Origin of the sequence: Parafilimonas terrae (assembly GCF_900115755.1) — a bacterium.
GTDB lineage: Bacteria > Bacteroidota > Bacteroidia > Chitinophagales > Chitinophagaceae > Parafilimonas > Parafilimonas terrae.
In genome coordinates this window covers 22,899-45,936 of the sequence record NZ_FOXQ01000016.1, presented here as the reverse complement: position 1 = coordinate 45,936, position 23,038 = coordinate 22,899, and the positions used below count along the sequence as shown (strand labels likewise).

General features: G+C 39.6%; 23 protein-coding genes. 18 read left to right on the top strand and 5 right to left on the bottom strand.

Features of this window, described 5'->3' with window-relative positions; all coding sequences use genetic code 11:
• Window positions 1–223: 223 nt before the first annotated feature.
• Together BM015_RS19245 and BM015_RS19240 are read right to left on the bottom strand one after the other, a co-directional pair.
• Complete coding sequence (locus BM015_RS19245) at window positions 224–1,042, bottom strand: 3-keto-disaccharide hydrolase (protein WP_245751508.1); 819 nt, start codon at window positions 1,040–1,042, stop codon at window positions 224–226.
• A gap of 372 nt (window positions 1,043–1,414) precedes the next feature.
• Window positions 1,415–2,725 carry a Gfo/Idh/MocA family protein gene (locus BM015_RS19240; protein WP_090662620.1) on the bottom strand — a complete coding sequence of 437 codons (1,311 nt, stop codon included), beginning with the start codon at window positions 2,723–2,725 and terminating at the stop codon, window positions 1,415–1,417.
• Between the two features lie 307 nt (window positions 2,726–3,032).
• Between BM015_RS19240 and BM015_RS19235 the strand changes: the two genes are divergently transcribed.
• The 5 genes from BM015_RS19235 (at window position 3,033) to BM015_RS19215 (ending at window position 9,650) form a co-directional block, all read left to right on the top strand.
• Entirely contained in the window at window positions 3,033–4,370 is a 1,338-nt protein-coding gene (locus tag BM015_RS19235) for an exopolysaccharide biosynthesis polyprenyl glycosylphosphotransferase (protein ID WP_090662618.1), read from the top strand.
• 197 nt (window positions 4,371–4,567) lie between these two features.
• A complete protein-coding gene (locus tag BM015_RS19230; RefSeq protein ID WP_090662616.1) occupies window positions 4,568–5,851 on the top strand; it encodes a WcaI family glycosyltransferase in 1,284 nt (427 codons plus the stop codon).
• A gap of 75 nt (window positions 5,852–5,926) precedes the next feature.
• Entirely contained in the window at window positions 5,927–7,510 is a 1,584-nt protein-coding gene (locus tag BM015_RS19225; protein ID WP_090662614.1) for a hypothetical protein, read from the top strand.
• Window positions 7,511–7,520: 10 nt separating this feature from the next.
• Window positions 7,521–9,152: a hypothetical protein gene (locus BM015_RS19220; RefSeq protein ID WP_143075926.1), complete on the top strand. Its 1,632-nt coding sequence runs from the start codon at window positions 7,521–7,523 to the stop codon at window positions 9,150–9,152.
• Between the two features lie 15 nt (window positions 9,153–9,167).
• Complete coding sequence (locus BM015_RS19215) at window positions 9,168–9,650, top strand: YcxB family protein (protein WP_090662610.1); 483 nt, start codon at window positions 9,168–9,170, stop codon at window positions 9,648–9,650.
• Here the strand turns inward: BM015_RS19215 and BM015_RS19210 are convergent.
• Window positions 9,645–10,073, bottom strand: coding sequence for a GNAT family N-acetyltransferase (locus tag BM015_RS19210; protein ID WP_090662608.1), 429 nt, complete (start codon window positions 10,071–10,073; stop codon window positions 9,645–9,647). The two genes, BM015_RS19215 and BM015_RS19210, sit on opposite strands and share 6 nt — an antisense overlap.
• A gap of 161 nt (window positions 10,074–10,234) precedes the next feature.
• Here BM015_RS19210 and BM015_RS19205 point away from each other — a divergent pair, with 161 nt between their 5' ends.
• From BM015_RS19205 to BM015_RS19170, 8 genes are all read left to right on the top strand, one after another.
• Window positions 10,235–10,471: an acyl carrier protein gene (locus BM015_RS19205; protein ID WP_090662606.1), complete on the top strand. Its 237-nt coding sequence runs from the start codon at window positions 10,235–10,237 to the stop codon at window positions 10,469–10,471.
• Between the two features lie 78 nt (window positions 10,472–10,549).
• Window positions 10,550–11,806: a beta-ketoacyl-ACP synthase II gene (fabF, locus tag BM015_RS19200; protein WP_090662604.1), complete on the top strand. Its 1,257-nt coding sequence runs from the start codon at window positions 10,550–10,552 to the stop codon at window positions 11,804–11,806.
• Window positions 11,807–11,809: 3 nt separating this feature from the next.
• A complete protein-coding gene (gene rnc, locus BM015_RS19195; RefSeq protein ID WP_090662602.1) occupies window positions 11,810–12,511 on the top strand; it encodes a ribonuclease III in 702 nt (233 codons plus the stop codon).
• Between the two features lie 59 nt (window positions 12,512–12,570).
• Window positions 12,571–13,596, top strand: a complete 1,026-nt coding sequence (locus tag BM015_RS19190) for a hypothetical protein (protein WP_090662601.1) — start codon at window positions 12,571–12,573, stop codon at window positions 13,594–13,596.
• Between the two features lie 86 nt (window positions 13,597–13,682).
• Window positions 13,683–14,423, top strand: coding sequence for a 3-keto-disaccharide hydrolase (locus BM015_RS19185; RefSeq protein WP_245751506.1), 741 nt, complete (start codon window positions 13,683–13,685; stop codon window positions 14,421–14,423).
• Window positions 14,424–14,539: 116 nt separating this feature from the next.
• The gene (locus tag BM015_RS19180; RefSeq protein WP_090662599.1) at window positions 14,540–14,830 is read left to right on the top strand and encodes an isoamylase early set domain-containing protein; all 291 of its coding nucleotides are present in this window, start codon (window positions 14,540–14,542) and stop codon (window positions 14,828–14,830) included.
• Between the two features lie 98 nt (window positions 14,831–14,928).
• On the top strand, window positions 14,929–16,071 hold the full coding sequence (locus tag BM015_RS19175) for a glycoside hydrolase family 130 protein (RefSeq protein ID WP_218148568.1): 1,143 nt from the start codon (window positions 14,929–14,931) through the stop codon (window positions 16,069–16,071).
• Between the two features lies 1 nt (window position 16,072).
• Window positions 16,073–17,008: an aldose 1-epimerase gene (locus tag BM015_RS19170; RefSeq protein ID WP_177191966.1), complete on the top strand. Its 936-nt coding sequence runs from the start codon at window positions 16,073–16,075 to the stop codon at window positions 17,006–17,008.
• Here the strand turns inward: BM015_RS19170 and BM015_RS19165 are convergent.
• On the bottom strand, window positions 16,995–17,381 hold the full coding sequence (locus tag BM015_RS19165; protein WP_090662595.1) for a RidA family protein: 387 nt from the start codon (window positions 17,379–17,381) through the stop codon (window positions 16,995–16,997). The two genes, BM015_RS19170 and BM015_RS19165, sit on opposite strands and share 14 nt — an antisense overlap.
• A 107-nt stretch (window positions 17,382–17,488) precedes the next feature.
• On the opposite strand from BM015_RS19165, the gene BM015_RS19160 reads away from it, so the two are divergent.
• The 4 genes from BM015_RS19160 (at window position 17,489) to BM015_RS19145 (ending at window position 20,675) form a co-directional block, all read left to right on the top strand.
• On the top strand, window positions 17,489–18,118 hold the full coding sequence (locus tag BM015_RS19160) for a 3-hydroxyacyl-CoA dehydrogenase family protein (protein ID WP_090662593.1): 630 nt from the start codon (window positions 17,489–17,491) through the stop codon (window positions 18,116–18,118).
• Window positions 18,119–18,127: 9 nt separating this feature from the next.
• The gene (tsaB, locus tag BM015_RS19155; protein WP_177191965.1) at window positions 18,128–18,805 is read left to right on the top strand and encodes a tRNA (adenosine(37)-N6)-threonylcarbamoyltransferase complex dimerization subunit type 1 TsaB; all 678 of its coding nucleotides are present in this window, start codon (window positions 18,128–18,130) and stop codon (window positions 18,803–18,805) included.
• A 66-nt stretch (window positions 18,806–18,871) separates the two neighbouring features.
• Complete coding sequence (locus BM015_RS19150) at window positions 18,872–19,213, top strand: ArsR/SmtB family transcription factor (RefSeq protein WP_090662589.1); 342 nt, start codon at window positions 18,872–18,874, stop codon at window positions 19,211–19,213.
• 49 nt (window positions 19,214–19,262) lie between these two features.
• Window positions 19,263–20,675 (top strand): MBL fold metallo-hydrolase, encoded by a 1,413-nt coding sequence (locus BM015_RS19145; protein WP_090662587.1) that lies wholly within the window; start codon window positions 19,263–19,265, stop codon window positions 20,673–20,675.
• A gap of 10 nt (window positions 20,676–20,685) precedes the next feature.
• Here BM015_RS19145 and BM015_RS19140 read toward each other — a convergent pair whose 3' ends face one another.
• On the bottom strand, window positions 20,686–22,029 hold the full coding sequence (locus BM015_RS19140) for a sensor histidine kinase (protein ID WP_090662585.1): 1,344 nt from the start codon (window positions 22,027–22,029) through the stop codon (window positions 20,686–20,688).
• A gap of 210 nt (window positions 22,030–22,239) precedes the next feature.
• Here BM015_RS19140 and BM015_RS19135 point away from each other — a divergent pair, with 210 nt between their 5' ends.
• Complete coding sequence (locus BM015_RS19135) at window positions 22,240–22,791, top strand: YqgE/AlgH family protein (protein ID WP_090662582.1); 552 nt, start codon at window positions 22,240–22,242, stop codon at window positions 22,789–22,791.
• Window positions 22,792–23,038 lie beyond the last annotated feature (247 nt).

Here is a 23,038-nt window from a genome sequence, read left to right as displayed (position 1 = left end):
TTAATGTTGAAAATAAAAACAGTATTTTAAATAAGAGCGGGAAGCCGGTTCTTTTATAAAGACATGATGGTAAGAGCCACGAACTAATATATCCAAAAATAAAATCCCCGGCATTTCAAAACACCGGGGATTTTATTTTTATAAGAAATAGTTTCCTTCCTCATTCACGTTCTACGATCCACGTTTCACGTACCCATATTCACCACTCACAATTCACTACTCACTAATTCAGCGGCCTTAACCAGATATTCCTGAAGCTTATCGGTTCGCTCGGATCGCCGTGAGACTGTAATTTAATGGGTGAAGGGCCATGCGCTTTATAATAAGGCAGGCCTATATATCTTGTAACACCGCGTAAAGCAAAATTGTCCTGCAGCAATACGCCGTTGTGCAAAACAGTAACATGCGCAGAATCGGTTAAATTACCGGATGCGTCAAAACGTGGCGCATGCCAGATAACATCATACGTTTGCCATTCGCCCGGTTTTTTGCAGGCATTAGCCAAAGGAATTCCTTGCTTATACATAGCGCCGGTTTGGCCATTCACGTAGGTTTTATTGTTGTAGCAATCCAGCACCTGCAACTCATAACCTTCATCGCCCATGCTGAGATTGGCAAGAAAAATTCCACTGTTGCCGCGTGCCTGCCCGCTGCCATGTATATCTGTTGGAATACGCCATTCTATGTGCAACTGGTAATCTTCAAAACGTTGCTTGGTTATAATGCCGCCCGATTTTTTATTCACGGTAAATGCGCCGTCTTTTACAATCCATTCAGCAGGTTTGGTGCTGTCTTTATCACTGTGCCAGGCATCAAGGTTTTTACCATCAAATAAAACAATAGCGTCAGAAGGAGCGTCGCCATAATTTTTTCCCGGTGTCACAACCGGCGGAACTGGCTTGTAAAATTCTGTGGCTTGCGGCTTCGTTGTATCGCCTACATAGCGGAGCGTCGCCGTCATCTCAGTAGTGGAATCTACCTGGGCATTAGCAATCATTATACATACAAAACAAGCAGCGGTTAAAAGGATTTTCTTATTCATTTGTAATTTTTGATTTTTTTATTTGTCAAATGTAATTCGCTATAAATTTATTTGCAGCAGCTTAATAGTTATAACAGCGTGGCTTATTTCATTCCTGGATATTTGTTTTTATGTGTTGCAACATACAACACAGTTATGATAAAATTCTTTCGAATTTGTTTGATATTTTTATTGCCAGCCAATTAATGCTATGAAACACGGTTGCGTCGCATTACCGTCATCTGCATCTTTTCATGGCATCTGCAGTTTCAAATTCAAATTTGCGTTATCAATGATGCGCCCTTCACATTCACGTTTCACATAATAGCTGCCGTATAAAACCTATTGATGACACAGCCCTGCTGAATTAATTACTGCAGCCGGTAATATAAACTACACTTTTGGCAATTCATATCCATTATGATATTTGGCAAGGAGCAAATCATTGGCCTCATTATCGGTAAAGTTTTTCTTTGCATCGTCCCAGTAAATTTTTTTGCCAACCCTGAAAGCAATATTGCCCATCTGGCAAACCGTTGCCACATGTGCCGCTGCCTGTACCGGGCAATGCAGGTCTTCTGTTTTGCGTGATTTAATTACATCTAAAAAATTCTGTGTATGCAATAAAAGGCCGTCATCAACTTTTGGCTGGCGGGCAACGGCTTCCATTTTATTGCTGCCATTTATTACTTCAGGAATTACTTCCCATCCGCCGCGGTCAACTACCAGCGTTCCATTGTTGCCAATAAAAGCCACACCATGATCGCGCTGGTAAGGCCCATCGTTTATACCGGTGGCATGTTCCCAGAGCATATTAAAATTGCCAAAATCATAAACCGTAGTAAGCGTATCGGGTGTTTGTTCGGCGTCATCGGGATAAGCAAATTTGCCGCCGCTGGCCATTATGCTTTTTGGAACAGTTGCTTTTGAACCAAGCAATGCATAGTCAATCATGTGCACACCCCAGTCGGTCATAAGGCCGCCGGCGTAATCCCAGTACCAGCGAAAATTAAAATGAAAACGGTTGGGGTTAAAAGGCCTTTTTTCAGCAGGGCCAAGCCACATATTATAATCAACACCGGCAGGCGCAGGGCCATCAGGCTGCACAGGAATTGATTTCATCCAACCCTGGTAAGCCCAGGCTTTTACGAGGCGCACATTGCCCAGCTTGCCTGAGTGCACAAACTCCATGGCATCAGCATAATGTTTATTGCTGCGCTGCCATTGGCCCACCTGCACTACCCTGTTATATTTTTTTTGGGCATCAATCATTCGTGCACATTCCACTATTGAATTGCCAACCGGTTTTTCACAATAAACATCTTTGCCTGCTGCACAGGCATCTATCATTATTTTGCAATGCCAGTGATCGGGCGTGCCGATAATGACTGCATCTATATCTTTATTCTCCAATAACTTCCTGTAATCGCTGTAAGCCGTTACGTTTATGTTTTTTGCTTTCAGCTCAGCAACACGTTTATCCAATACATTCTTATCAACATCACATAAAGCGATGCATTCTGCTTCAGGATGTTTGATCATGGTGGTGAGGTCGGCCCAGCCCATACCATTTATGCCTATGGCGCCCACACGGATTTTATCGGCTGCTGAAACTTTTTTTGTGGCTGCTGACAATGTTGTTGGAATCAATGCAGCGCCAGCAAGGTACATTGATGATGATTGAAGGAAATGCCTGCGTTTCATGTTTTTGTATTTGTTACATCAGGTTATGAAAAAAAGTATTACACACAATTATTGGTTTCAAACTTAAGTGCAGCAAGCATTTGAAGCTTATTTACAATTGCAGGCAATACATTTAATGATGGCTTAAATATACAGTTGAATTTATTTAAACAAGCATGTTTTAAATAATTCCCCGCTTTAAATATCAATTTTTAATAAGCAAAGGGAACGTTTGATCATTTTTCTCGTCTTATATTAACACGGCGTCAATAAGCTCAGGACCAATTATCAAAAAATAACCTTACTTATTGCTGCTATACAATGCTATATGTATAAGCAACTTACTTTTTATAGAATTGCTTGCTTAAACGCGTTGCTTGCTGTATCCCTATTCTTTATAAGTGATGCTTCTATTGCTGTTTATATTAAAATAGCCATCTGCCTTATAAACGCAGCTTTTATTATAATAAACTTTAACCTGCTTAAGATTATACAACAAGGCAATAGAAAGCTATTTACGCAAAGAAAAAAATTGCTGATGTTATTCATCTGCAGCATGTACCTGCTTACCACTTTATTATCGTTATATTTTAATCTTCCTGTTATAGCTTTTTTTATACTGGCATTAATTTACGCTTTAGTCGCTTTGGTAATTTATGCGCACGCTGCTTCCATTACCTTTTTCAAACAAAAAATATTAAACGGAAACCGGCGTATTGCAGTAATAGGTTATGATGATAAAGCCCGTGAATTTGCTAAAAAATTAAAACTAAGCCTTTATCATAACATGCCCGGGCATTCGGAGCATAACACCAAAAATGAAAGCGGTAAAGGCGAACTTTTATCAGAGTACATAAGCTTTGCCAGGAAAAACCGCATAAGGGCCCTGTATGTTTCCATGCAGCATGAAGAGCACGTTCCTATTGCCGCTTTAACCAGGGAAGCCGAGAAATATTGCATCAGGGTTAATTTTATTGCACCTGATAAAAATTTTGAAACAGGCGTTTATCATGTTAACCACTTGGGCGGGATGCCTGTATTGGAACAATATAAAGAGCCTCTGAAATCTTTTTATAAACGGCTGCTTAAGCGAACCTTTGATTTACTGGTGAGTGCCATTGTTATTGTTTTTGTGCTTTCATGGCTTATACCGCTGGTAAGCCTGTTAATTAAACTTGACAGCAAAGGGCCTGTTTTTTTTGCACAGGTCCGGTCGGGACGGGATAATAATCCTTTTACATGCCTCAAGTTCAGGAGCATGCATATAAATGAAGTTTCCAATACCTGCCAGGCCGCTAAAGAAGACAGCAGGATAACAAGGGTCGGCAGGTTTTTAAGAAAAACAAGCCTTGATGAATTCCCTCAATTTTTAAATGTATTTATGGGCGATATGAGCATTGCGGGGCCCAGGCCGCACATGCTTTATCACACCGAACAATACAGCAACGCAGTAAATCATTACATGGTAAGGCTTTATTTAAAACCCGGCTTAACGGGCTGGGCGCAGGTGAATGGATTCAGGGGCGAAATAAAAAATATACAATTCATGGAACAGCGTGTTGCACATGATATATGGTATATGGAAAACTGGAGCCTTTTGCTTGATATTAAAATTATGATCCTTACATTTATTGCTATTTTAAGAGGAGATAAAATGGCTTATTAAAATGCTTTCCAAAAGCTTTTATCGTTGCCGGGAAAATATATTTAATACACTAATAATTTTTATACAACCTTATAAATTTTTAAAAACTTTTTATTCATTTGTATTCGTACCCAATAGCAAAAACCGGCTAAAGAAATTACAGCAAACACAACGATTTCAACAAAGCCCTTGCTTGCTATAAAAGATTGCTTATCCACATGAACTCAAAACTACTGCTCATTGCAGGGAACTATTACCCTGAACCTACAGGCATTGGCCGTTATAACAGCGAAATGATAGACTGGTTAGCCGATAACGGGTTTGAATGCACCGTAATTTCTACCTATCCGTATTATCCTTATTGGAAAGTGCAGCCGCCGTATAATAAGCGCAGTAAAAGATTTACCAGGGAAGTAAAAATTACAGCGGGTAATAATAAAATAATGGTTTACCGCTGCCCGCATTACACGCCGGCAAACCCCACCGGTGCAAAAAGAATGTTGTTTGATTTTACATTTTTTATTTCCGTCATTTTTAAACTTATCAGCCTTACCGGCAAAAAGTTTGATTACGTAATGACGGTTGCGCCGCCATTGCCATTAGGCGTAGCCGCTGCTTTTTATAAATCTATATCAAAAGCGAAATTTTTATACCATATACAGGACTTGCAGGTGGATGCTGCAAAAGAACTGAATATGATTTCTTCTAAAATGCTGCTTGGCATATTGTTTAAAATTGAAAGTTTCATTTTAAGGAAAGCCGACAGGATAAGTACTATATCAAAAGGCATTCAGGAAAAAGCACAAACAAAAACAGATAAAAAAATATACCTGTTTCCTAACTGGACCAATACAAACCATTTCTATCGCATAAAAAATAATGAAGCCTTAAAGGAATCCTTCGGCTTAAAGCCTTATACACCGGTTATTTTATATTCAGGGGCTATTGGTGAAAAACAAGGGCTCGAAAATGTATTATGGGTTGCAGAGAAGTTTAAGCAGGAACAAAAGCAGGCCCAATTTATTATTTGCGGCACCGGCCCCTATAAAATGGAGCTGGAACAAAAAGCTGCTGAAATGAAGCTGGACAATATACGCTTTCTGCCGCTGCAGCCGGAAGAAAAACTGAACGAATTTTTAAACACGGCAGATGTGCATCTTATTATACAAAAGGCCGGTGTAGCCAATCTTGTTATGCCGTCAAAGCTTGGCAATATTTGTTCTGTTGGCGGGCTTGTTGCAGTAACTGCAGAAAAAGGCTCGGCTTTGTATAATACAGTTGTGAATAATAATCTTGGCCTTGTATGCTTGCCTGAAGATATAACGGAATTAAAGAAATGCTTTGAAAAAGCACTTGCAACAAATGATAATACGCTGCAAATAAACGCAAGAAGCTATGCAGAAAAGCATCTCTGTCTTGATAAAATAATGCAACAATATGTAACTGAAGTTTTAGCTGTTAACCTACTCATTCCTGAATTACAATTATCCCTGGCAAAATAATTCAGCAGGAAATCCCGTTTAAGTACTTATCATTTTTATAAGTACTTTTACCGCTTCAGCAAATCAGCCTCCTGAATGAGCAACACACAAAATGCTAACAAGCTGTTACTTTTATTCTGCCTTATTTTGCTTTTATCTGCTTTAAACCTAAACGCCCAGGCGCCGGTTTTGCGTGTTACCAATGATTTTAACCAGCAATCTGTTTTATACAATACCGACACTTTTGCGCATACCGCATGGAAACCGGTTCTTTACACAGATTCAACTTATCAAAAAAGTAATCAAACCTGGCTTTACCGTAAATTTTTTGAAGAGCATTTACTGCAGGTACAGCAGCCTGATTTTAATATTTTCGGCGATATAATTTTTGATGAATTTGCAGGCTCAACCCATCGTAAAATCCCAACGTCAACTAATAATTCCGACAAATCAGGATTTATTTATACCAATACAAGGGGCTTTCAATTAAACGGGAATGTTGGCGATAAATTTTATTTCCAGACGGAGCTGTATGAAAACCAGGCTAACTTTCCGGGCTACGTAGATAGCTTCATAAGAAAAAACCGGGTGGTACCGTTTGAAAACCGCTACAAAGGGTTCAATGATAAGGGTTTTGATTTCAGTTATTCATCTGCAAAACTTATTTACACGCCCAGCAAACACGTTCTCTTTGATCTTGGTTATGGAAGAAATTTTATAGGCGATGGCTATCGCTCTTTATTGCTCAGCGATTATAATATTAGTTATCCTTATTTCCGCACGGCTTTAACCTTTGGCAATTTTCAATATTCTGTGATGTATTCAGAATATATGGTTGAAAGAGATAACAGTATTTATGCCGCCGGGTTTCCGCGCAAATGGGGCCAGACTTATCTGCTCGACTGGCATGCCACCAAAAATTTAAATATCGGCATTTTTAATGCGGTGGTTTCTTCAATGGAAAATGCAGATCGCGAAACTAACTTGGGCTTAACACATTTTAGCCCCATCATTTTCGCCCATGCATCTGAATCGCCTTCAGGCTTAAAAAATAATGACATCTATGGTTTGAATGTAAAATATACAATCGTGCCCACCGTTACAGCTTATGCGCAATTTATGCTGGATAAAAGCGGCAGTGAAGACTGGGAAAAACGAAACGGTTTTCAAATAGGCGTTCGTGCAGGCAACCTGTTTAAGGTAGATAATTTAAATGCGCAACTTGAATTTAATACGGTAAGGCCATACAGCTATGCATCGGACACAATTACCACAGCCTACATTCATAATGGTCAGTCACTCGCCCATCCGCTTGGCGCCAATTTTAAGGAAGGCCTTTTGGTGGCTGATTATACTTATAACAGATGGTATGCAAGGGTGGAAACTATGGTGGCCCGTTACGGCAACGATTCATCAGCTTTAGTTAACTATGGCCGCGATATTTTTAAGCCGCTTGACACGCATACAACAAGCGGCAACGTTAAAACAGGCCAGGGCTTAAACACAAAGCTCTTCTATGGCGATGTTAGGCTGGCTTATATTTTAAACAAAAAAACGAACCTGAGATTAGAAACCGGCGCTGTTTACAGGAAGGAATCCAATAAATTAAGCAATTACAAAGACCTGTATTTTTATTTTGGCGTTCGTTTTACTTTCCGCAAGCTTATTTATGATTTTTAAATACAATGCTTTGAAAAAACTGCGGTATTTATCAATATGCTTTTTCGCTTTTTTGGGCACTGGCAGTTTACTGCATGCACAGCAAATACCCTTGAATCAAAACGTTCAAAACAGGTTAAATGAATTATTGATAGATGCCGACTCTTCTGTTTTCACCGGTTTTCGCTCTCAAAACTGGCTGGAACTCGAGCGGTTGAACATCATACATAAATCAACATTGCAAGACAGTGTTTTCGGTTTGGGATCAGCTTTAAAGGGCGACCTGATGAACACGAATATGGTAAGGGCAGTTGGCCCCAACAGCGTTTTTACGCTCGATCCATATCTTGATGCAGGCCTGGGTAAATCAAATGAAAAAGATGGTGTATTGGTAAATTTTGGCGCCGGTATAAACATGCAGGCCACTTTCAATAAAAAGCTGTCATTCAATCTTGGCATAATTACTAATCTGAATGAATATCCCCAATACTTAGATAGTATTATTTATGCAAAATATAACCGGTTTGACCCTGCATCAGGCAGGTATATTATCCCGGGAGAAAACTCGGCTAAACTTACAAATGGCAACAGGTTTGCTTATACCAATTTCAATTTCAATGTAACCTATACACCTAATAAATATCTTTTAATAGCCGGCGGCTATGGTAAAAATTTTATTGGTGACGGTTACAGAAGTTTGCTGTTATCTGACAATGCCAACAACTATCCTTATGTGCGATTGCAGGCGCGGTTATGGAAATTAACCTATAATGTTTTGTATAATCATTATACCAATAATTTCTGGTATGAAGTTGATGGAAGGCCGCAGCCTAAATACAGCACCATTCATTACCTCGGCTTTAATACAAAAAAACTGCAGGTAGGTTTGTTTGATGCAGTAACCTGGATTGCAAAAGATACCAATTTCAACAGGGGCTTTGATGTGCAATATCTAAACCCAATCATTTTTACAAGGCCGGTTGAGTTTACACTTGGCTCACCTGATAATGCGATGATGGGCCTTAATGTGAAATATAAAATATATAAAAAAGGATTTGTTTATGGCCAGGCGGCTTTGGATGATATATTTATAAAAAAATCGCTGGATAATCATTCTCAATTCTATGGCAATAAATATGCTTTCCAGTTAGGTATGTGGAATAAAGACATTTTTAATGTGCAGGGTTTATCGCACAGGCTGGAATGGAATAGTGTGCGCCCTTATATTTACGGTCATGGGGTAGGCAACAATATCAGCCTAAACTACACGCATTTTTATCAATCGCTTACCACACCTTTTGCGGCCAACTATAACGAAGTTATTTCGCTGTTTAATTATTCCAATAAACGCTGGTATGGTTCACTTGAGAATCTTTATACAGTACGTGGAGAAAACCCCGGCGTTCCTTATAATAATGGCGAAGATTTATGGGGAGGCGAAGAAGGCATTCCGCAATTTGGCACTAAAACAGGCCAGGGCATTAAAACAAAATATTCTTACAACCAGCTTATTGCAGGCTATCTTATAAACCCCGCAAACAGGCTGGGGGTACAGGCGAGTATAGCCTACCGCAGCAGGAAGTCTTCCATTGTAAACCAGTCTGAATTTTATTTTTCTTTTGGTATTAAAACCAGTCTTTACAATCTTTACCACGATTTCTAATAATCGTTACAGCTAATGCATTTTAGTTTTTCGTATAACAAAAAGAAAGTGCTCCAGGCGCTGCGTTACCACTTTATTGCTCAGCGGGAAATAAAGTTATTGTTCATTATTATTATTTTATTCGACATTATTTCCGGTGTATTATATTTTTCGGGGAAAATACATCCGCAGCCATTTTTATTAGGCGCTTTTATTTGGTTTTTCTTTCTCATTTCTTTCTGGTTTTTAATGCCGGCCATTGTATATAAACGTTCACTCACTTTTAAAGAAAGTTTTACTATTTACTTTCAGCCCTCATATATAGCGCTGGAAAATGATAAAGGAAGAGTAGAATGGGAATGGAACAGGTTCAGCAATTATTTTGAAACGCCTTATTTTTTTCATCTTTATTTTTCGCCAAAATCTTTTTTTCTTGTTCCGAAGAATAATCTTGGGAGCGATGAAACATCTGGCGTGAGAACGCTGCTGCAGGATAATATCAGGAAAGGAAAATCATAGGTCTTTTTCCATCAAATAATGCGGTATTGACACTTCAATAAATTCCTCGCTCATAATTGTGTACCCAAGTTTTTCATAAAAACCAGTGGCAGTTTTACGGGCATGCATAACCATCTTTTTATAACCTCTGTCCCGGGCTATATTTTCAGCAAACTGCAAAATAGCACGGCCCACGCCTTTGCCTTGCAGCCCCGAAATCACAGCCATCTGGCGCAGGCGTAAAACGCCTGGCGCACTTTCTGTGAGAAGGCAGCAGCCTTCAAGTTTATCTTCATCAAAACATCCTATTAAAATATCGCTTTCTTCTTCAGCCAGTTCATCATCACTAAAATTGAGGCCAAGCGGTTTGCGTAAAAGTAATTGTCTCAAAGCGATCATTTGTTTATAATCGTCAGACCCATGATCAATCACTTTTATAGCCATACACTTTTTATTTTAAGAAAGAAAGTTATACAAAATTTAATTTTATAACACGGTATAAAAGGCAGCAAAAAGATGTTGAAATAAAACTAAAACAAAAATTATCGAAAAAATTTATTTTTGGGTAAAAATTATATTTTTGCCCCGTAACAAAACTTTTTAAAATGTCAGACATCGCTACCAGAGTTAAAAAGATTATAGTAGATAAATTAGGCGTTGAAGAAGCTGAAGTAACTAATGAAGCTTCATTTACGAATGATCTTGGAGCAGACTCTCTTGATACAGTTGAGCTAATTATGGAATTTGAAAAAGAATTCAATATTTCCATTCCCGATGAGCAGGCTGAGACAATTACAACTGTTGGCCAGGCCGTAACTTACCTGGAAGAACACGCAAAATAATTTTACTCGTCACTAAATTTAATGCGCCTGTTGTGTGTTTGCATAACAGGCGAATTTTTAGTTTTACCCCTCTAACAAATGCCAAAATACGATAGGATTGTAATAACCGGAATGGGCGCCTTAACTTCAATTGGCAATAATGTTAATGAATATTGGCAAGGCCTCATAAATGGTGTTTCAGGAGCTGATTATATTAATACTTTCGATACATCAAAATTCAAAACGCAGTTTGCCTGCCAGGTTAAGAATTTTGATCCGCTGAATTATATCGACAAAAAGGAAGCACGTAAATTAGATCCTTATGCACAGCTTGCCATAGCTGCCGCAGACGAAGCGATGGCTGACGCCGGCCTTGAAACAGAGAATTACGATCCGGACCGTGGTGGTGTTATTTTCAGCAGTGGCATTGGTGGATTCCTTAGCTTCCAGGAAGAATGCATTAATTATGGCACAAATAGCAGGACGCCAAGGTTCTCTCCTTTCTTTATCCCTAAAATAATTTGTGATATAGGCGCAGGTCATATATCCATACGATACAATTTGCGCGGGCCAAATTTTGCCGTAGTAAGCGCCTGCGCATCCAGCAATAATGCCATGGTTGAGGGCTTATATCATTTACGGCTGAATAAAGCTGATTTCATATTATGCGGCGGCTCTGAAATGGGCGTTTGCGAAGCAGCTTTGGGTGGTTTCAGCTCCATGAAAGCGCTCAGCGAAAGGAATGATGACCCTAAAACCGCAAGCCGCCCTTATGATAGAGACCGAAATGGTTTTGTAATGGGTGAAGGTGCAGGCATCCTGGTGCTTGAACGCCTGGACCATGCCTTGAAAAGAGGCGCCAGAATTTATGCTGAATTAGCCGGAGGCGGCGCTTCTGCAGATGCCTACCATATTACCGCACCGCATCCTGAAGGCTTAGGTGCAAAAAAAGTAATGATATCTACATTGGATGACGCTGATATGTCGCCATCTGAAATTGACTATGTAAATACACATGGCACATCCACTCCACTGGGCGACCTTGCTGAAGTAAAAGCTATACAAAATGTTTTTGGGGAACATATCAAAAACATCAATATCAGCTCAACAAAATCTATGACCGGGCATTGCCTTGGTGCAGCCGGCGCCCTTGAAGCCATTGCCTGCATAAAAAGCATAAACGAAAGTATTGTACCCCCTACGATCAATCATTTTACAGACGACCCTGAATTTGATACCGATATAAATTTTACTTTTAACAAGCCGCAAGCCAGAAAAATAAGGGCTGCTTTAAGTAATAATTTTGGTTTTGGAGGCCATAATGCCTGTGTTGTTTTTAAAGAATATATACCGTAATATTTGATACAGCATTTGTTCAAATCAAGCAAAACAAGCCGCCTTGAAAAGCAGCTTAAAAACGTGCTTGGCATAAAGCCCGGTAATTATTTTTTGTACTACACGGCGCTAAGCCACCGTTCAGTAAAGGAAAATGCTGATGAAAATAATGAAAGGCTTGAATTTTTGGGCGATGCTGTTTTAAGCGCAGTTGTTGCAGACTATCTCTTTAAACGCTATCCTTACAAGGGTGAAGGCTTTCTTACTGAAATGAGGAGTAAGATGGTAAACCGGCAACAGTTAAATGATATTGCGCTTAAGATGGGTATAAAAAAACTTACCCTCTATAATAAATTCGACAATTTTCTTAAAGGAAGCCAGATTTTTGGCAACACGCTCGAAGCTCTTGTCGGCGCCGTGTATTTAGATAAAGGCTATAAAAAAGCCCAGCGCTGGATTATACGCCAGATTATTTTGCCCTATGTGTTTGTAGAAGACCTTGAGCAAATAGATATCAATCTTAAAAATAAGCTCATTGGCTGGGCAAGCAAAAACGGCAAAAAACTCGAGTTTGAAACTGTACATGAAAAACTGGACGGCAACAGGCGTGTTTTTACTATTGCCGTAGTACTGGATGGCAATGTTCTTTCCCAGGGAAAAGGTTATAATAAAAAAGACGCCAGCCAGCTGGCAGCACAGTCGGCAATAGAAAAACTTGGACTATAAGACACCCATTCCAAGCTTTTTTGTATCTTCAACCCGTTTATAATCAAAAGAAATCCACTATGAAAGCAATATTACCTGCACTCATTATACTATTGCTTTTTATAACCTGCAACAAAGATTATCATCCCCGAACAATCGATGACAATCAGCCCGGCGGTGAAGACACATCCGGCGTGCCAACTGATACGGTTTCCGACATTCCATTCGATACGGCTTCATCTATCCCTTTAAATGATCTTGGCAAAAACCTGTACATGGGTTATGTGGGAGGATTATACCCAAATGGCCTGAATGAACCATCGGGACAATATGCACAGGATTTACTGGAAGCCAGTAAAGCTATCATTCCCAGGGATGAAAATGGCAATCCTTCCGGCGATGGTTATATCGTATTTATTTCACTGGGTGCGAGCACTGGTGGTAAAAATATGACAGCGCTTATTGATAAAACGAAAGATAATCCTGCTGTAAATCCGAAGCTTAAGTTGATGAATGGCAACCAACCTGCAGGCCGGGCGCCACTTTTTATTATTGCCGACAGCACATCAGACTACTGGACGCATGTATTGAGCATAATTAAGTTGCACAATTCAACCCCTAAGCAGGTGCAGGTAGCGTACCTGGAAACTGACGACAGCGTAACCGCGAGAAAATTTCCTGAAAGGCCTGATCTTGTTAAACTTAAAATTGAAACCTGCATGCGCACCATGAAGGCAGTTTTTCCAAACCTAAAAGTTTTGTATGTTTTAGGCAGGCCGCGAACGTTTAATATTGGTCCCGCCTGGAATACCGAACCTTCACCTTATTATTTCGGATGGGCATGCAAATGGGCTATTGAAGATCAGATTAACGGGAAAGACAGCCTGAGTTATACCGGAGAAAAACCATTAGCGCCAATGATTACCTGGGGCTTTTATCAATGGGCCGACTCCCTTCCCCGCAAAACCGATGGCTTTTACTGGCGAAGAACTTTAAGCAGCGATGGCTTGCATGCCAACGATGAAGGCCAGGATTCACTTTCAAGCCGCTTTCAGCGATTTTTGTTTAGCGATCCCTATGCAAGCCTATGGTATGCCCGCCATTAGCCGATAAAAGAAATGTTTGTCAGAACTTTATTTTGCTTCTTATTGCTATTTTTAGGCCTGTGATTATTACTTATTAAACATTCAACATGAAAAAATCCACCTTTTTAGTCATTTGCATCTTTTCCGGCCTGGTTTTTACACAGGCTAAAGCCAATACATTATTCATGCAAAAAGATACGGTGGCCAATAACGAATTAACTCCGCAGGAAAAGGCTGACGGATGGCAATTGCTTTTTGATGGTAAAACATTAAGCGGGTGGAGAACATTTAAAAATAAACCGGGTGGCTGGAAAGCGCAGGACGGCATGCTTTGCAGTTTCACAGCAGATAACGGCAATGCCGACCTGATAACCGATGGGGCTTACAAAAACTTTGAATTGAGCATTGACTGGAAAATATCTCCTGAAGGCAACAGCGGTATCTTATACCTTGTAACGGAAGATTATGATCAAACATTTTTAAGCGGGCCTGAATACCAGCTAATTGATGATGATAACTTTCCTGAAAAAATAGAAGAATGGCAAAAAACCGGCGCCAATTATGCTATGCAGCCGCCTTCAATTAAAGCGGCCAATAAACCCGGCGAATGGAATACAACAAAAATTATTGTAAAAAATGGCAATGTGGAACATTGGCTGAATGGTAAAAAAGTGGTGGCTTATACCTTGTGGAACGACGAATGGAAAAAAGAAAAAGCCACAGGCAAATGGAAAGATGCGCCCGGCTATGGCGCTTCCAATACAGGACATATAGGGCTGCAATCGTCACACAGCAGCGTTGAATCCAGTGGCGTTTGCTTTAGAAATATCAAAATCAGGCAGTTATAATTAGACTTTGTTTTTATTAAAGGTTTTATCAACAACCGTGTATAAAATACATATTTTAATTTGGGTTACTTTTTCTTTGCAGCATTATTAACACTGAATCAAAAAAACATTTCAACATGGTACAAAAAACCTATTACAAAACAAAAGACTACTCAAAAGTAAAATTCACTGTAAATTTTGATAATGCAGAAACTGTTGAAATATTGGGTTTGAATGGCGACTGGCAAAATTCAGTTGTAATGAGCAAGAAAAAAGATGGCAGTTTTACCTGCGATATTACTCTTCCCAAAAACACCCATCACGAATTTAAATATCTCGTAAACGACAATATCTGGTTAAACGAGCCCGAAGCCGATGGTGAAAACCAAAATATCTTCGGAGGAAGCAACAGCGTGATAAACATTTAATTAAGCCGCTTTTCTTTTATATACACATTTTAACGGGTTAAGGCTGAAAGAATTTATTTGTATTGAGATACAATTTCTTAATTCATTAATTTCAGCCCATGATATCTTTTATCAGGAAGATGGCGCGTTATATGTTGCCTGCTACAGTGCTTTTTACAGCCTGTAATTCCAATAAGCAAAAAAATGAACCTACTGAAGTTATTGACAGCACATGGCTGCTGCCATTTAACAAATTAGATTCAGTAAACCCGGTAATGCAGCCTGGCGACCGTGTATTCAATTGTCCCATTCAGCAAAAACCGGTTAAATGGGAAGCAAAGAATGTTTTTAACCCTGCTGTTGCGGTTAGGAACGATACCCTATTTATGTTATACAGGGCACAGGACAGCGCCGGGTGTTCCCGTATCGGGCTGGCGAAAAGCGTTGATGGCGTACATTTCTTGCGAAATGATGCACCTGTTTTATATCCTGAAAATGATGCTTATAAAAAGTACGAATGGCCCGGCGGCTGTGAAGATCCACGCCTTGCAGAAGATAGTTCGGGAACTTATTATATTACTTACACAGCTTATGATGGAAAAGTAGCCAGGCTGATGATTGCCACATCAACAGACCTTGTTCATTGGGTGAAACATGGCCCTGTTTTCAGCGATAGCCTGTATAAAAATATATGGTCGAAATCTGGTTCAATTGTATCAGATTACAGGAACAATAAAATAATTGCTTCTAAAATTAACGGCCTGTATTATATGTATTGGGGCGATAAATATATATGGACCGCCACTTCAACAGACCTGATACATTGGACGCCTTTGGAGCAAATGCCCGACAATAATTTAGATTCAGTATATGCCGGCAACAACATTTCCACATTACAGGTTGCCGTGCCCGTGCGTAAACATACATTTGATTGTGACCTTGTTGAAAGCGGGCCACCGGCCATGCTTACAAGCAAGGGTATATTGCTTATTTATAACAGCAGGAATATTCCGTCGATTGGAGATACCAGCTTGCCGGAGGGCACTTACACTGTTAGCCAGGTGCTGCTGGATAAAAACAATCCTTCCAAAATAATTAACCGGATGGATACTTACTTTTTAAAGCCTGAACAGCCTTATGAATTTTCCGGCGAAGTAAATAATGTTTGTTTTGCCGAAGGCCTGGCTTTTTATAAAAATAACTGGTGGCTTTATTACGGAACAGCTGATTCAAAAATTGCGGTTGCACAAAAAAAGAATTGAAATGGCATTTAGTGCTGAAGTAAATAAAAACGGAAATTCTACCGTTGTTCTTTTATCAAACGATGCAGAAAAAACAAGCGCAGAGATATATGCATTCGGAGCATTGCTTAATAACTTCTCATTAAACGGCCTCAATGTAATTGATGGCTTTTCTTCTCCCGAAAATGCAAAAGAAGATATTACAAACGGATTTAAAAGCGCCAGGCTCAGCCCTTTTGTTTGCCGGCTGGCAGATAGTAAGTATAGTGTAAATAATGAGCAATATACCATCAACAAATTCTCGTTAGGGAATGAAGCAATTCATGGTTTGCTGTATGATGCTGTTTTTACTGTAACAGACTATGGCGCAGATGAAAATGCGGCTATCGTAACACTTCAATATGATTATAAACAAACAAATGAAGGATATCCGTTTAAATATTCCTGCATTATTATTTACAGGCTTGAAAGCAAGGGTAAATTATCCGTTGAAACAATTATACAAAACAATACTGCTGATGCAATGCCGCTTTGCGATGGGTGGCATCCGTATTTTACATTAGGTTGCAAAACAGATGAACTGCTGATGAAAATAAACAGCAATAGGATGGTTGAGTTTAATAACAACCTGCTTCCAACAGGAAAAATTATTGCTTACGATAAATTTCAGCAGCCGGAATTAATTGCCGGAACAGCACTTGATAATTGTTTTTTACTGAATGAAAACGATTTGCCGGCGTGCACCTTGCACAACAATACTTCCGGTTTGCAGCTAACCATCCTGCCGGAAAAATCTTATCCTTACCTGCAGTTGTATATACCGCCACACCGCACCAGCATTGCTATTGAAAATTTAAGCGCTGCGCCGGATGCCTTCAATAATAAAATGGGCCTTATAATGCTGCGGCCTGGGCAAAGCACTTCTTTTAAAACAAGTTTTAAAATTATAATTGAATAACGGCGGTAATACTTATTTCAACGTTTACATTTTTAGGCAATGTTTTAACCGCAACTGTTTCCCTTGCCGGGAAATCGCCATCAAAATAACCCGCATATATTGCATTCACTTCGGAAAACAAAGCCATATCGCTTAAAAAAATACTCGTTTTAACCACATGCTGAAAGGTGAGATTGGCTTCTTTTAAAATAGCATCAATATTTGCTAAAACCTGCCGGGTTTCTTCAGCAATACTGCCGGTAACCAGTTCATTTGTTTGCGGGTTTATGGCAACCTGCCCGCTTATAAATAAAAACCCACCGGCCTTTACCGCCTGGCTGTAAGGCCCTATTGGCGCCGGCGCTTTTTCAGTTTGTACAATTTGTTTTGACATGCTTATTTGATATTTAAGAACAACAAATTTACCGTCAAAACATTTATAGGTTATATTCTTTAAACATCTCTGTTAGCTGCATAGTATTTTTGTTTTGAAATTACGTTATGCATATTGCTATTCGCGCTGCTGCTGCACAGCAAAAAGAATTAATGGAAAAAGGCTTCCCGGAAAACATAACCGTGCAATGGATAGAACCGGCTGGCAAGCTTTCCGGCATTATTGCAGATGTTTTTTTTGACCTGTGTTTTGATGATACAAATATTTCAGCAAATGAATTAACAGATAATGCGCTGGTTTTTGTGCATGCTGTTAATTGTGTTGGCCCGCAAATAAATAAGCCTGATTATGTACGGCTGAATGCCTGGCCCGGCTTTTTAAACCGTTCTGTTATTGAACTGGCATGCAGCCATCCGGTAACAGTGCAAAAAGCTGAGGCTGTACTTAAAAAACTTAACTGGCAATTTATTTGGGCTGAAGATGATTATGGTTTTATTGCAGCACGCATAATTGCCATGATTATTAATGAAGCTTATTTTGCGCTGGAAGAAAATGTGAGCACCAAACAACAAATTGATATTGCGATGCGGCTTGGTACAAATTATCCTTACGGCCCTTTTGAGTGGGGCGAGAAAATCGGGTTGAAAAATATTTATAATCTATTAAGCCGGCTCGCAGAAAAAGATGCGCGTTATACAATAGCCACATTACTTGAACATGAATCTCAACAAACTTAAATATCTATTTTGGCTTTAATCCTCAGCATTAATACAGCATTTGAAACAGCCTCGGTTATCCTGAGTGCCGGAGAAGATATTTTGTTTGAAATGCAGCATGCCACTCAAAAAGACCATGCTTCGTTCTTAGAGCCGGCAATCAAATCAGTTGCCAGGCAGGCTAATATCAATTTAAAAGATATTGAAGCATTTGCAGTAGCAAATGGCCCGGGCAGTTATACAGGTTTAAGGGTTGGCCTTTCATCTGCAAAAGCGCTGTGTTATGCCCTGCAAAAACCACTTATTCTGCTCAACACACTTGACGTAATGGCGCTGGCGCTAAAACTCCAGGCGCAGGTTGCTGAAGAAAATGTTCTGTATTGCCCCATGATTGATGCGCGCCGGATGGAGGTTTTTACTGCTTTGTATGATAAAGACCTCTCCTTACTAAAAAGTTATTCATCCGAGATTTTAAGCGAATCTTTTCTTGAAAAGGAAATAAAAGAAGGATTTTTTTTAGTTATCGGAGGAAATGGAAGCGAAAAGTTCAAAAAAATAACAAATTATAAAAAAATAATTGATGTAAATCCGCTTTCTATTTCCAAACCCTTAATAATTTTGGCTAATAAAGCTTTTTTAAAAAAGGCGTTTTCAAACGTGGCTTACAGCGAACCTCTTTATTTAAAACCTGTTTATTTTAAAAAATAATAACCTATATACGAAACAGGCACAATTTTTATAATAATTTTCCCATATAATGTAATTAACCTCTTTATGAATGTTACACCCCAATTTCTTGTGATAACTGAAAAATCCACAGGTGAAGAACTAAGGCTCGATTTCCTGCGATTAAAAAAGGCTGCAACTATTTTGCGTGCCTTAAATCATAAACTAAGGCAGTTGTTGGTAAAACTGATCGATGAAAATCAAAAAATAACTGTTACAGAAATTTATGTAAACCTGCGGCTCGAACAGTCAGTTGTATCGCAGCACCTGGCCATATTGCGCCGTGCAGGAATAGTATTAACGCAGAGAGAAGGAAAATTTATTTTTTATTCGCTTAACTACAAGCGTTTGAAAGAAATAAACAATTTTATTGAACAACTGGTTAGTTAAACTTAAACGCTTTTTTTAGGACGGTTGTACCTTTGTTCAAATTGTATTTATGTACATTGAACAATTATATACTGGCTGTTTAAGTGAAGCCGCATACTACATTGAAAGCGAAGGCGAGGCGGCAATTGTTGACCCCATGAGGGATATTGAAGGTTATATTGCGCTTGCCAAACAAAGAAATGCCACTATAAAATATATTTTTGAAACGCATTTTCATGCAGACTTTGTAAGCGGCCACCTGGATTTAAGCAAGGCTACCGGCGCCCCCGTTATTTATGGCCCGAATACCAAAACAGCGCTGCCCGTTCATATAGCAAAAGACGGCGAAATATTTTCGCTTGGCAAATTACAGATTGAAGTATTGCATACGCCCGGCCATACGCTGGAAAGTTCCTGTTACCTTTTAAGAGATGAGAACAATAAAGACCATGCAATTTTCACAGGCGATACCTTATTTGTTGGCGATGTAGGCCGGCCGGATCTTGCTCAAAAAGATGAAAGCCTTACGGCAGATGACCTGGCAGGTATTATGTACGATAGTTTGCAGCAAAAAATTATGCCACTTTCGGATGAAGTAATCGTATATCCTGCACACGGCGCAGGCAGCAGTTGCGGAAAAAATATAGGCCCCCAAACATCCAGTACCATTGGTAATGAAAAGCAAAACAATTATGCTTTGCAGGCTGTCAATAAGGAGGAATTTATTAAAGCCGTAACCGAAGGCCTCTCTGCTCCGCCTCAATATTTTCCTATTAATGCCAAAATAAACAAGGAGGGTTATGAAAGCATAGACGCCGTGCTTGAAAAAGCTTTGAAACCATTAAGCGTGCAGGAAGTAAAAAACCTGGTGAATAATGATGAGATTATCCTGCTTGATACGAGGCCCGCAGCCCAGTTTACTGCCGGCTTTATACCCAATTCAATATTTATTGGCCTGGATGGCAGGTTTGCCGAGTGGGCAGGCAGCATTTTACCTTTTGATAAAACACTGTTATTAATTACAGAGCAGGGCAAAGAAAAAGAAAGCGTGGTGCGGCTTGCCCGTGTTGGCTTCAGCAGGTTTGCCGGTTATATTGATGGTGGTTTTGATGCATGGAAAGCTACCGGGGGAGATATTGATATGGTTATTAATGTAGAGGCCGATGAACTGGCAATGGATATTCCTTTTGATGAAAAGTTAGTGGTAATAGATGTAAGAAGAGAAACCGAATTTGCCGACGGGCATGTGAAGGATGCTGTAAACATTTCGCTGGACAGCCTTACCGACCCGGGAAGCATGGCCAATATTGAAGACGATCAAAACCTTTACCTGCATTGTGCAAGTGGCTTCAGGAGTGTTATTGCAGCTTCTTTGTTAAAAAGGCAGGGCATTCACAACCTGTACAATGTGCTTGGCGGCTGGAATAAAATTAAGCTTGAGGAAAAAATTGAGACAGAAAAGGAAAAAAGCATATTGAATTAAAGCCTGGCCACTATTCTTCAGCAAGGTTAAGGGGAACTTCTATGGTAAAAGTGCTGCCTTTTCCAAGCGTGCTCTCAACCCTTATTTTGCCTTTATGCGCATCTATAACACTCTTTACATAACTCATTCCCAGGCCAAACCCTTTTACATTATGGATATTGCCGGTATGTGCGCGGTAAAATTTCTCAAATATTCTTTTAACCGTTTCCTTGCTCATTCCTATTCCATTATCCTGCACCTGTATAATAAAATGCCTGGCAGTTCTGTGGGTTACCAGCTTAACCACCAGGTTTTCATTTGAATATTTAATTGCGTTATCAATAAGATTGGAAAGTATATTGGTAAAATGCACTTCATCCACTGTTACGGTGTCGTTGGTTGCATTCAGCAGCAGCTCTATTTTACCATTTTTTTCCTGCAGTTGCAGCTGATAGTTATCTGCAATTTGTGTTAATATTTCATGAATATGCACCGGCACAAGGTTAAGCCTGAACTCCTGTTTTTCCATTAATGCTGCCTGCAGTATGGTTTCAACATGCTTGTTCATTCTTTTGTTTTCATCTTTTATAATATTGTTGAAGTACTGCCATTTGGCTTTATCATTAATAACCTTATCGTTCTTTAAGGCATCTACGGCAAGCGAAATAGTAGCAAGCGGCGTTTTAAATTCATGCGTCATATTATTAATAAAATCGCTCTTTATTTCACTCATTTTTTTCTGGTTAAGCATGGTTCTTACCGTAATATAAAAAGCAGCTATTATGATTACCGTAAACAATACAGAAAAAACAATCATCCACGTGAGCGACTGCCATACCTGCGATTTAAAATCGGGGATAATAATAAAAAGATGTTCGTTTGCCAACAGGCCGTCAAAGTTTGAACCTGATTCGGGTATAATCGGGATAACCCTCCTGCGAAAATGGGTGGTATCGGCTGATTCTTTATCAAAGTGTTCGCTTTGCATTTCAACCACAAAATCATCTGAATTGGAAGTAACGGCAAATTCAAAACGCAGGTTCTCCAAACCTTCTTTATTAAAAGCCTTAACCAGTTTACTTTGTATATCGCCAATGGTATAGCGGTCAGAAATGGTTGGCATGCGGGAAATGCTGAACGATAAATCGTTTGGTAATAGCTGGAAACCTGGCCGCCTGGCGCCCAGCTTCATGCCGCCGCTCATTACATGCTTGCTTAAGTCTTCCGCCACATCAAGGCCAGCCTTATCAACCCTGTCAATAAAGCGCTCCTGCTGAATTAAAAGCTGGTTTTTAAACCAGTTAATCTGTATTAAAATTATGCCGGTAAGCGATAAAGAAATCAATACAATGATGATGGGGAAAACACGTTTCATTCGTGCACTTTTGTTTTTTAAATGCCTCATGTAACCTCGCCATAACATCTCCCTGTGTGAGAAAAATTTAGCATGCTCGGTTTCATTACTAAACAAAGATATTTGCTGTATCAGCCTGCTGAAAGTAGTAAATTATCTTTATCAGCAATTTAACTGATTAATTTTCTGTTTCAGAAAACAAAGTTTAGCTTGTTTTAATTACATTCAATTATGGAAAAATTAGAGCCGGGAACAATATTAATAGCTGATCCCTTTTTAAAAGACCCGAATTTTTTACGAACAACCATCTTTTTATGTGAGCATAAGGCAGAGGGAAGCTTTGGTTTTGTGCTTAACCGCCAGCTGGACTATGTAATAGGCGACCTCATCAGCGATCTTGAAGGCTGCAGTTTTCCCGTTTTTTATGGCGGGCCGGTGCAGCAGGATACCGTTCATTTTTTGCACCGCTGCCCCGGTTTAATCAGCGGCGGCGAAAGAGTTACCGGAGATATTTTTTGGGGTGGTGAATTTGATGAACTGGTGGAAATGCTGCAAAGCGGCAGGCTGTCAAGAAACGATGTGCGCTTATTTTTAGGATATAGCGGCTGGGCCGAAGGCCAATTGCAGGAGGAAATGAATATAAAAACATGGCTGGTAACTTCCGGCAATTCCGAACTGGTTTTTGACACCAAAGCAGATTCAGCATGGAAGCAGGCTTTAAAACAGTTGGGCGGCCAGTATGAACAACTAATAAATTATCCCATCGATCCGCAGTTAAATTAACGGAAGCGGAATAACCCACATTTTACAGGAAATTAGTTTTAATGAGCTTTGAGCACCAACATTCAGGCAAAAAGGGCAAACGTTTGAGCTTTGAGCAGAAACGTTCAAGCTAAAAGAGAGAATGTTTGAGCTCAGAGTATGAATGCCGGAGCAAAAAGGGCAAACGTTTGAGCTCAGAACTCGAACATTCAGGCAAAAAGAATAAACTTTTGAGCTTTGAGCACAAACGTTCAAGCTAAAAGAGAGA

Excerpts from the sequence above, each read along its gene's own strand:
- BM015_RS19175 (WP_218148568.1), top strand. The coding sequence starts at position 14,929 with ATGATATCTTTTATCAGGAAGATGGCGCGTTATATGTTGCCTGCTACA.
- BM015_RS19190 (WP_090662601.1), top strand. The coding sequence starts at position 12,571 with ATGAAAGCAATATTACCTGCACTCATTATACTATTGCTTTTTATAACC.
- BM015_RS19140 (WP_090662585.1), bottom strand. The coding sequence starts at position 22,029 with ATGAAACGTGTTTTCCCCATCATCATTGTATTGATTTCTTTATCGCTT.
- BM015_RS19165 (WP_090662595.1), bottom strand. The coding sequence starts at position 17,381 with ATGTCAAAACAAATTGTACAAACTGAAAAAGCGCCGGCGCCAATAGGG.
- BM015_RS19235 (WP_090662618.1), top strand. The coding sequence starts at position 3,033 with ATGTATAAGCAACTTACTTTTTATAGAATTGCTTGCTTAAACGCGTTG.
- fabF (WP_090662604.1), top strand. The coding sequence starts at position 10,550 with ATGCCAAAATACGATAGGATTGTAATAACCGGAATGGGCGCCTTAACT.
- BM015_RS19160 (WP_090662593.1), top strand. The coding sequence starts at position 17,489 with ATGCATATTGCTATTCGCGCTGCTGCTGCACAGCAAAAAGAATTAATG.
- BM015_RS19210 (WP_090662608.1), bottom strand. The coding sequence starts at position 10,073 with ATGGCTATAAAAGTGATTGATCATGGGTCTGACGATTATAAACAAATG.
- BM015_RS19170 (WP_177191966.1), top strand. The coding sequence starts at position 16,073 with ATGGCATTTAGTGCTGAAGTAAATAAAAACGGAAATTCTACCGTTGTT.
- BM015_RS19240 (WP_090662620.1), bottom strand. The coding sequence starts at position 2,725 with ATGAAACGCAGGCATTTCCTTCAATCATCATCAATGTACCTTGCTGGC.
- BM015_RS19205 (WP_090662606.1), top strand. The coding sequence starts at position 10,235 with ATGTCAGACATCGCTACCAGAGTTAAAAAGATTATAGTAGATAAATTA.
- BM015_RS19185 (WP_245751506.1), top strand. The coding sequence starts at position 13,683 with ATGAAAAAATCCACCTTTTTAGTCATTTGCATCTTTTCCGGCCTGGTT.
- BM015_RS19145 (WP_090662587.1), top strand. The coding sequence starts at position 19,263 with ATGTACATTGAACAATTATATACTGGCTGTTTAAGTGAAGCCGCATAC.
- BM015_RS19230 (WP_090662616.1), top strand. The coding sequence starts at position 4,568 with ATGAACTCAAAACTACTGCTCATTGCAGGGAACTATTACCCTGAACCT.
- BM015_RS19245 (WP_245751508.1), bottom strand. The coding sequence starts at position 1,042 with ATGAATAAGAAAATCCTTTTAACCGCTGCTTGTTTTGTATGTATAATG.
- BM015_RS19135 (WP_090662582.1), top strand. The coding sequence starts at position 22,240 with ATGGAAAAATTAGAGCCGGGAACAATATTAATAGCTGATCCCTTTTTA.
- BM015_RS19215 (WP_090662610.1), top strand. The coding sequence starts at position 9,168 with ATGCATTTTAGTTTTTCGTATAACAAAAAGAAAGTGCTCCAGGCGCTG.
- BM015_RS19180 (WP_090662599.1), top strand. The coding sequence starts at position 14,540 with ATGGTACAAAAAACCTATTACAAAACAAAAGACTACTCAAAAGTAAAA.
- BM015_RS19150 (WP_090662589.1), top strand. The coding sequence starts at position 18,872 with ATGAATGTTACACCCCAATTTCTTGTGATAACTGAAAAATCCACAGGT.
- BM015_RS19225 (WP_090662614.1), top strand. The coding sequence starts at position 5,927 with ATGAGCAACACACAAAATGCTAACAAGCTGTTACTTTTATTCTGCCTT.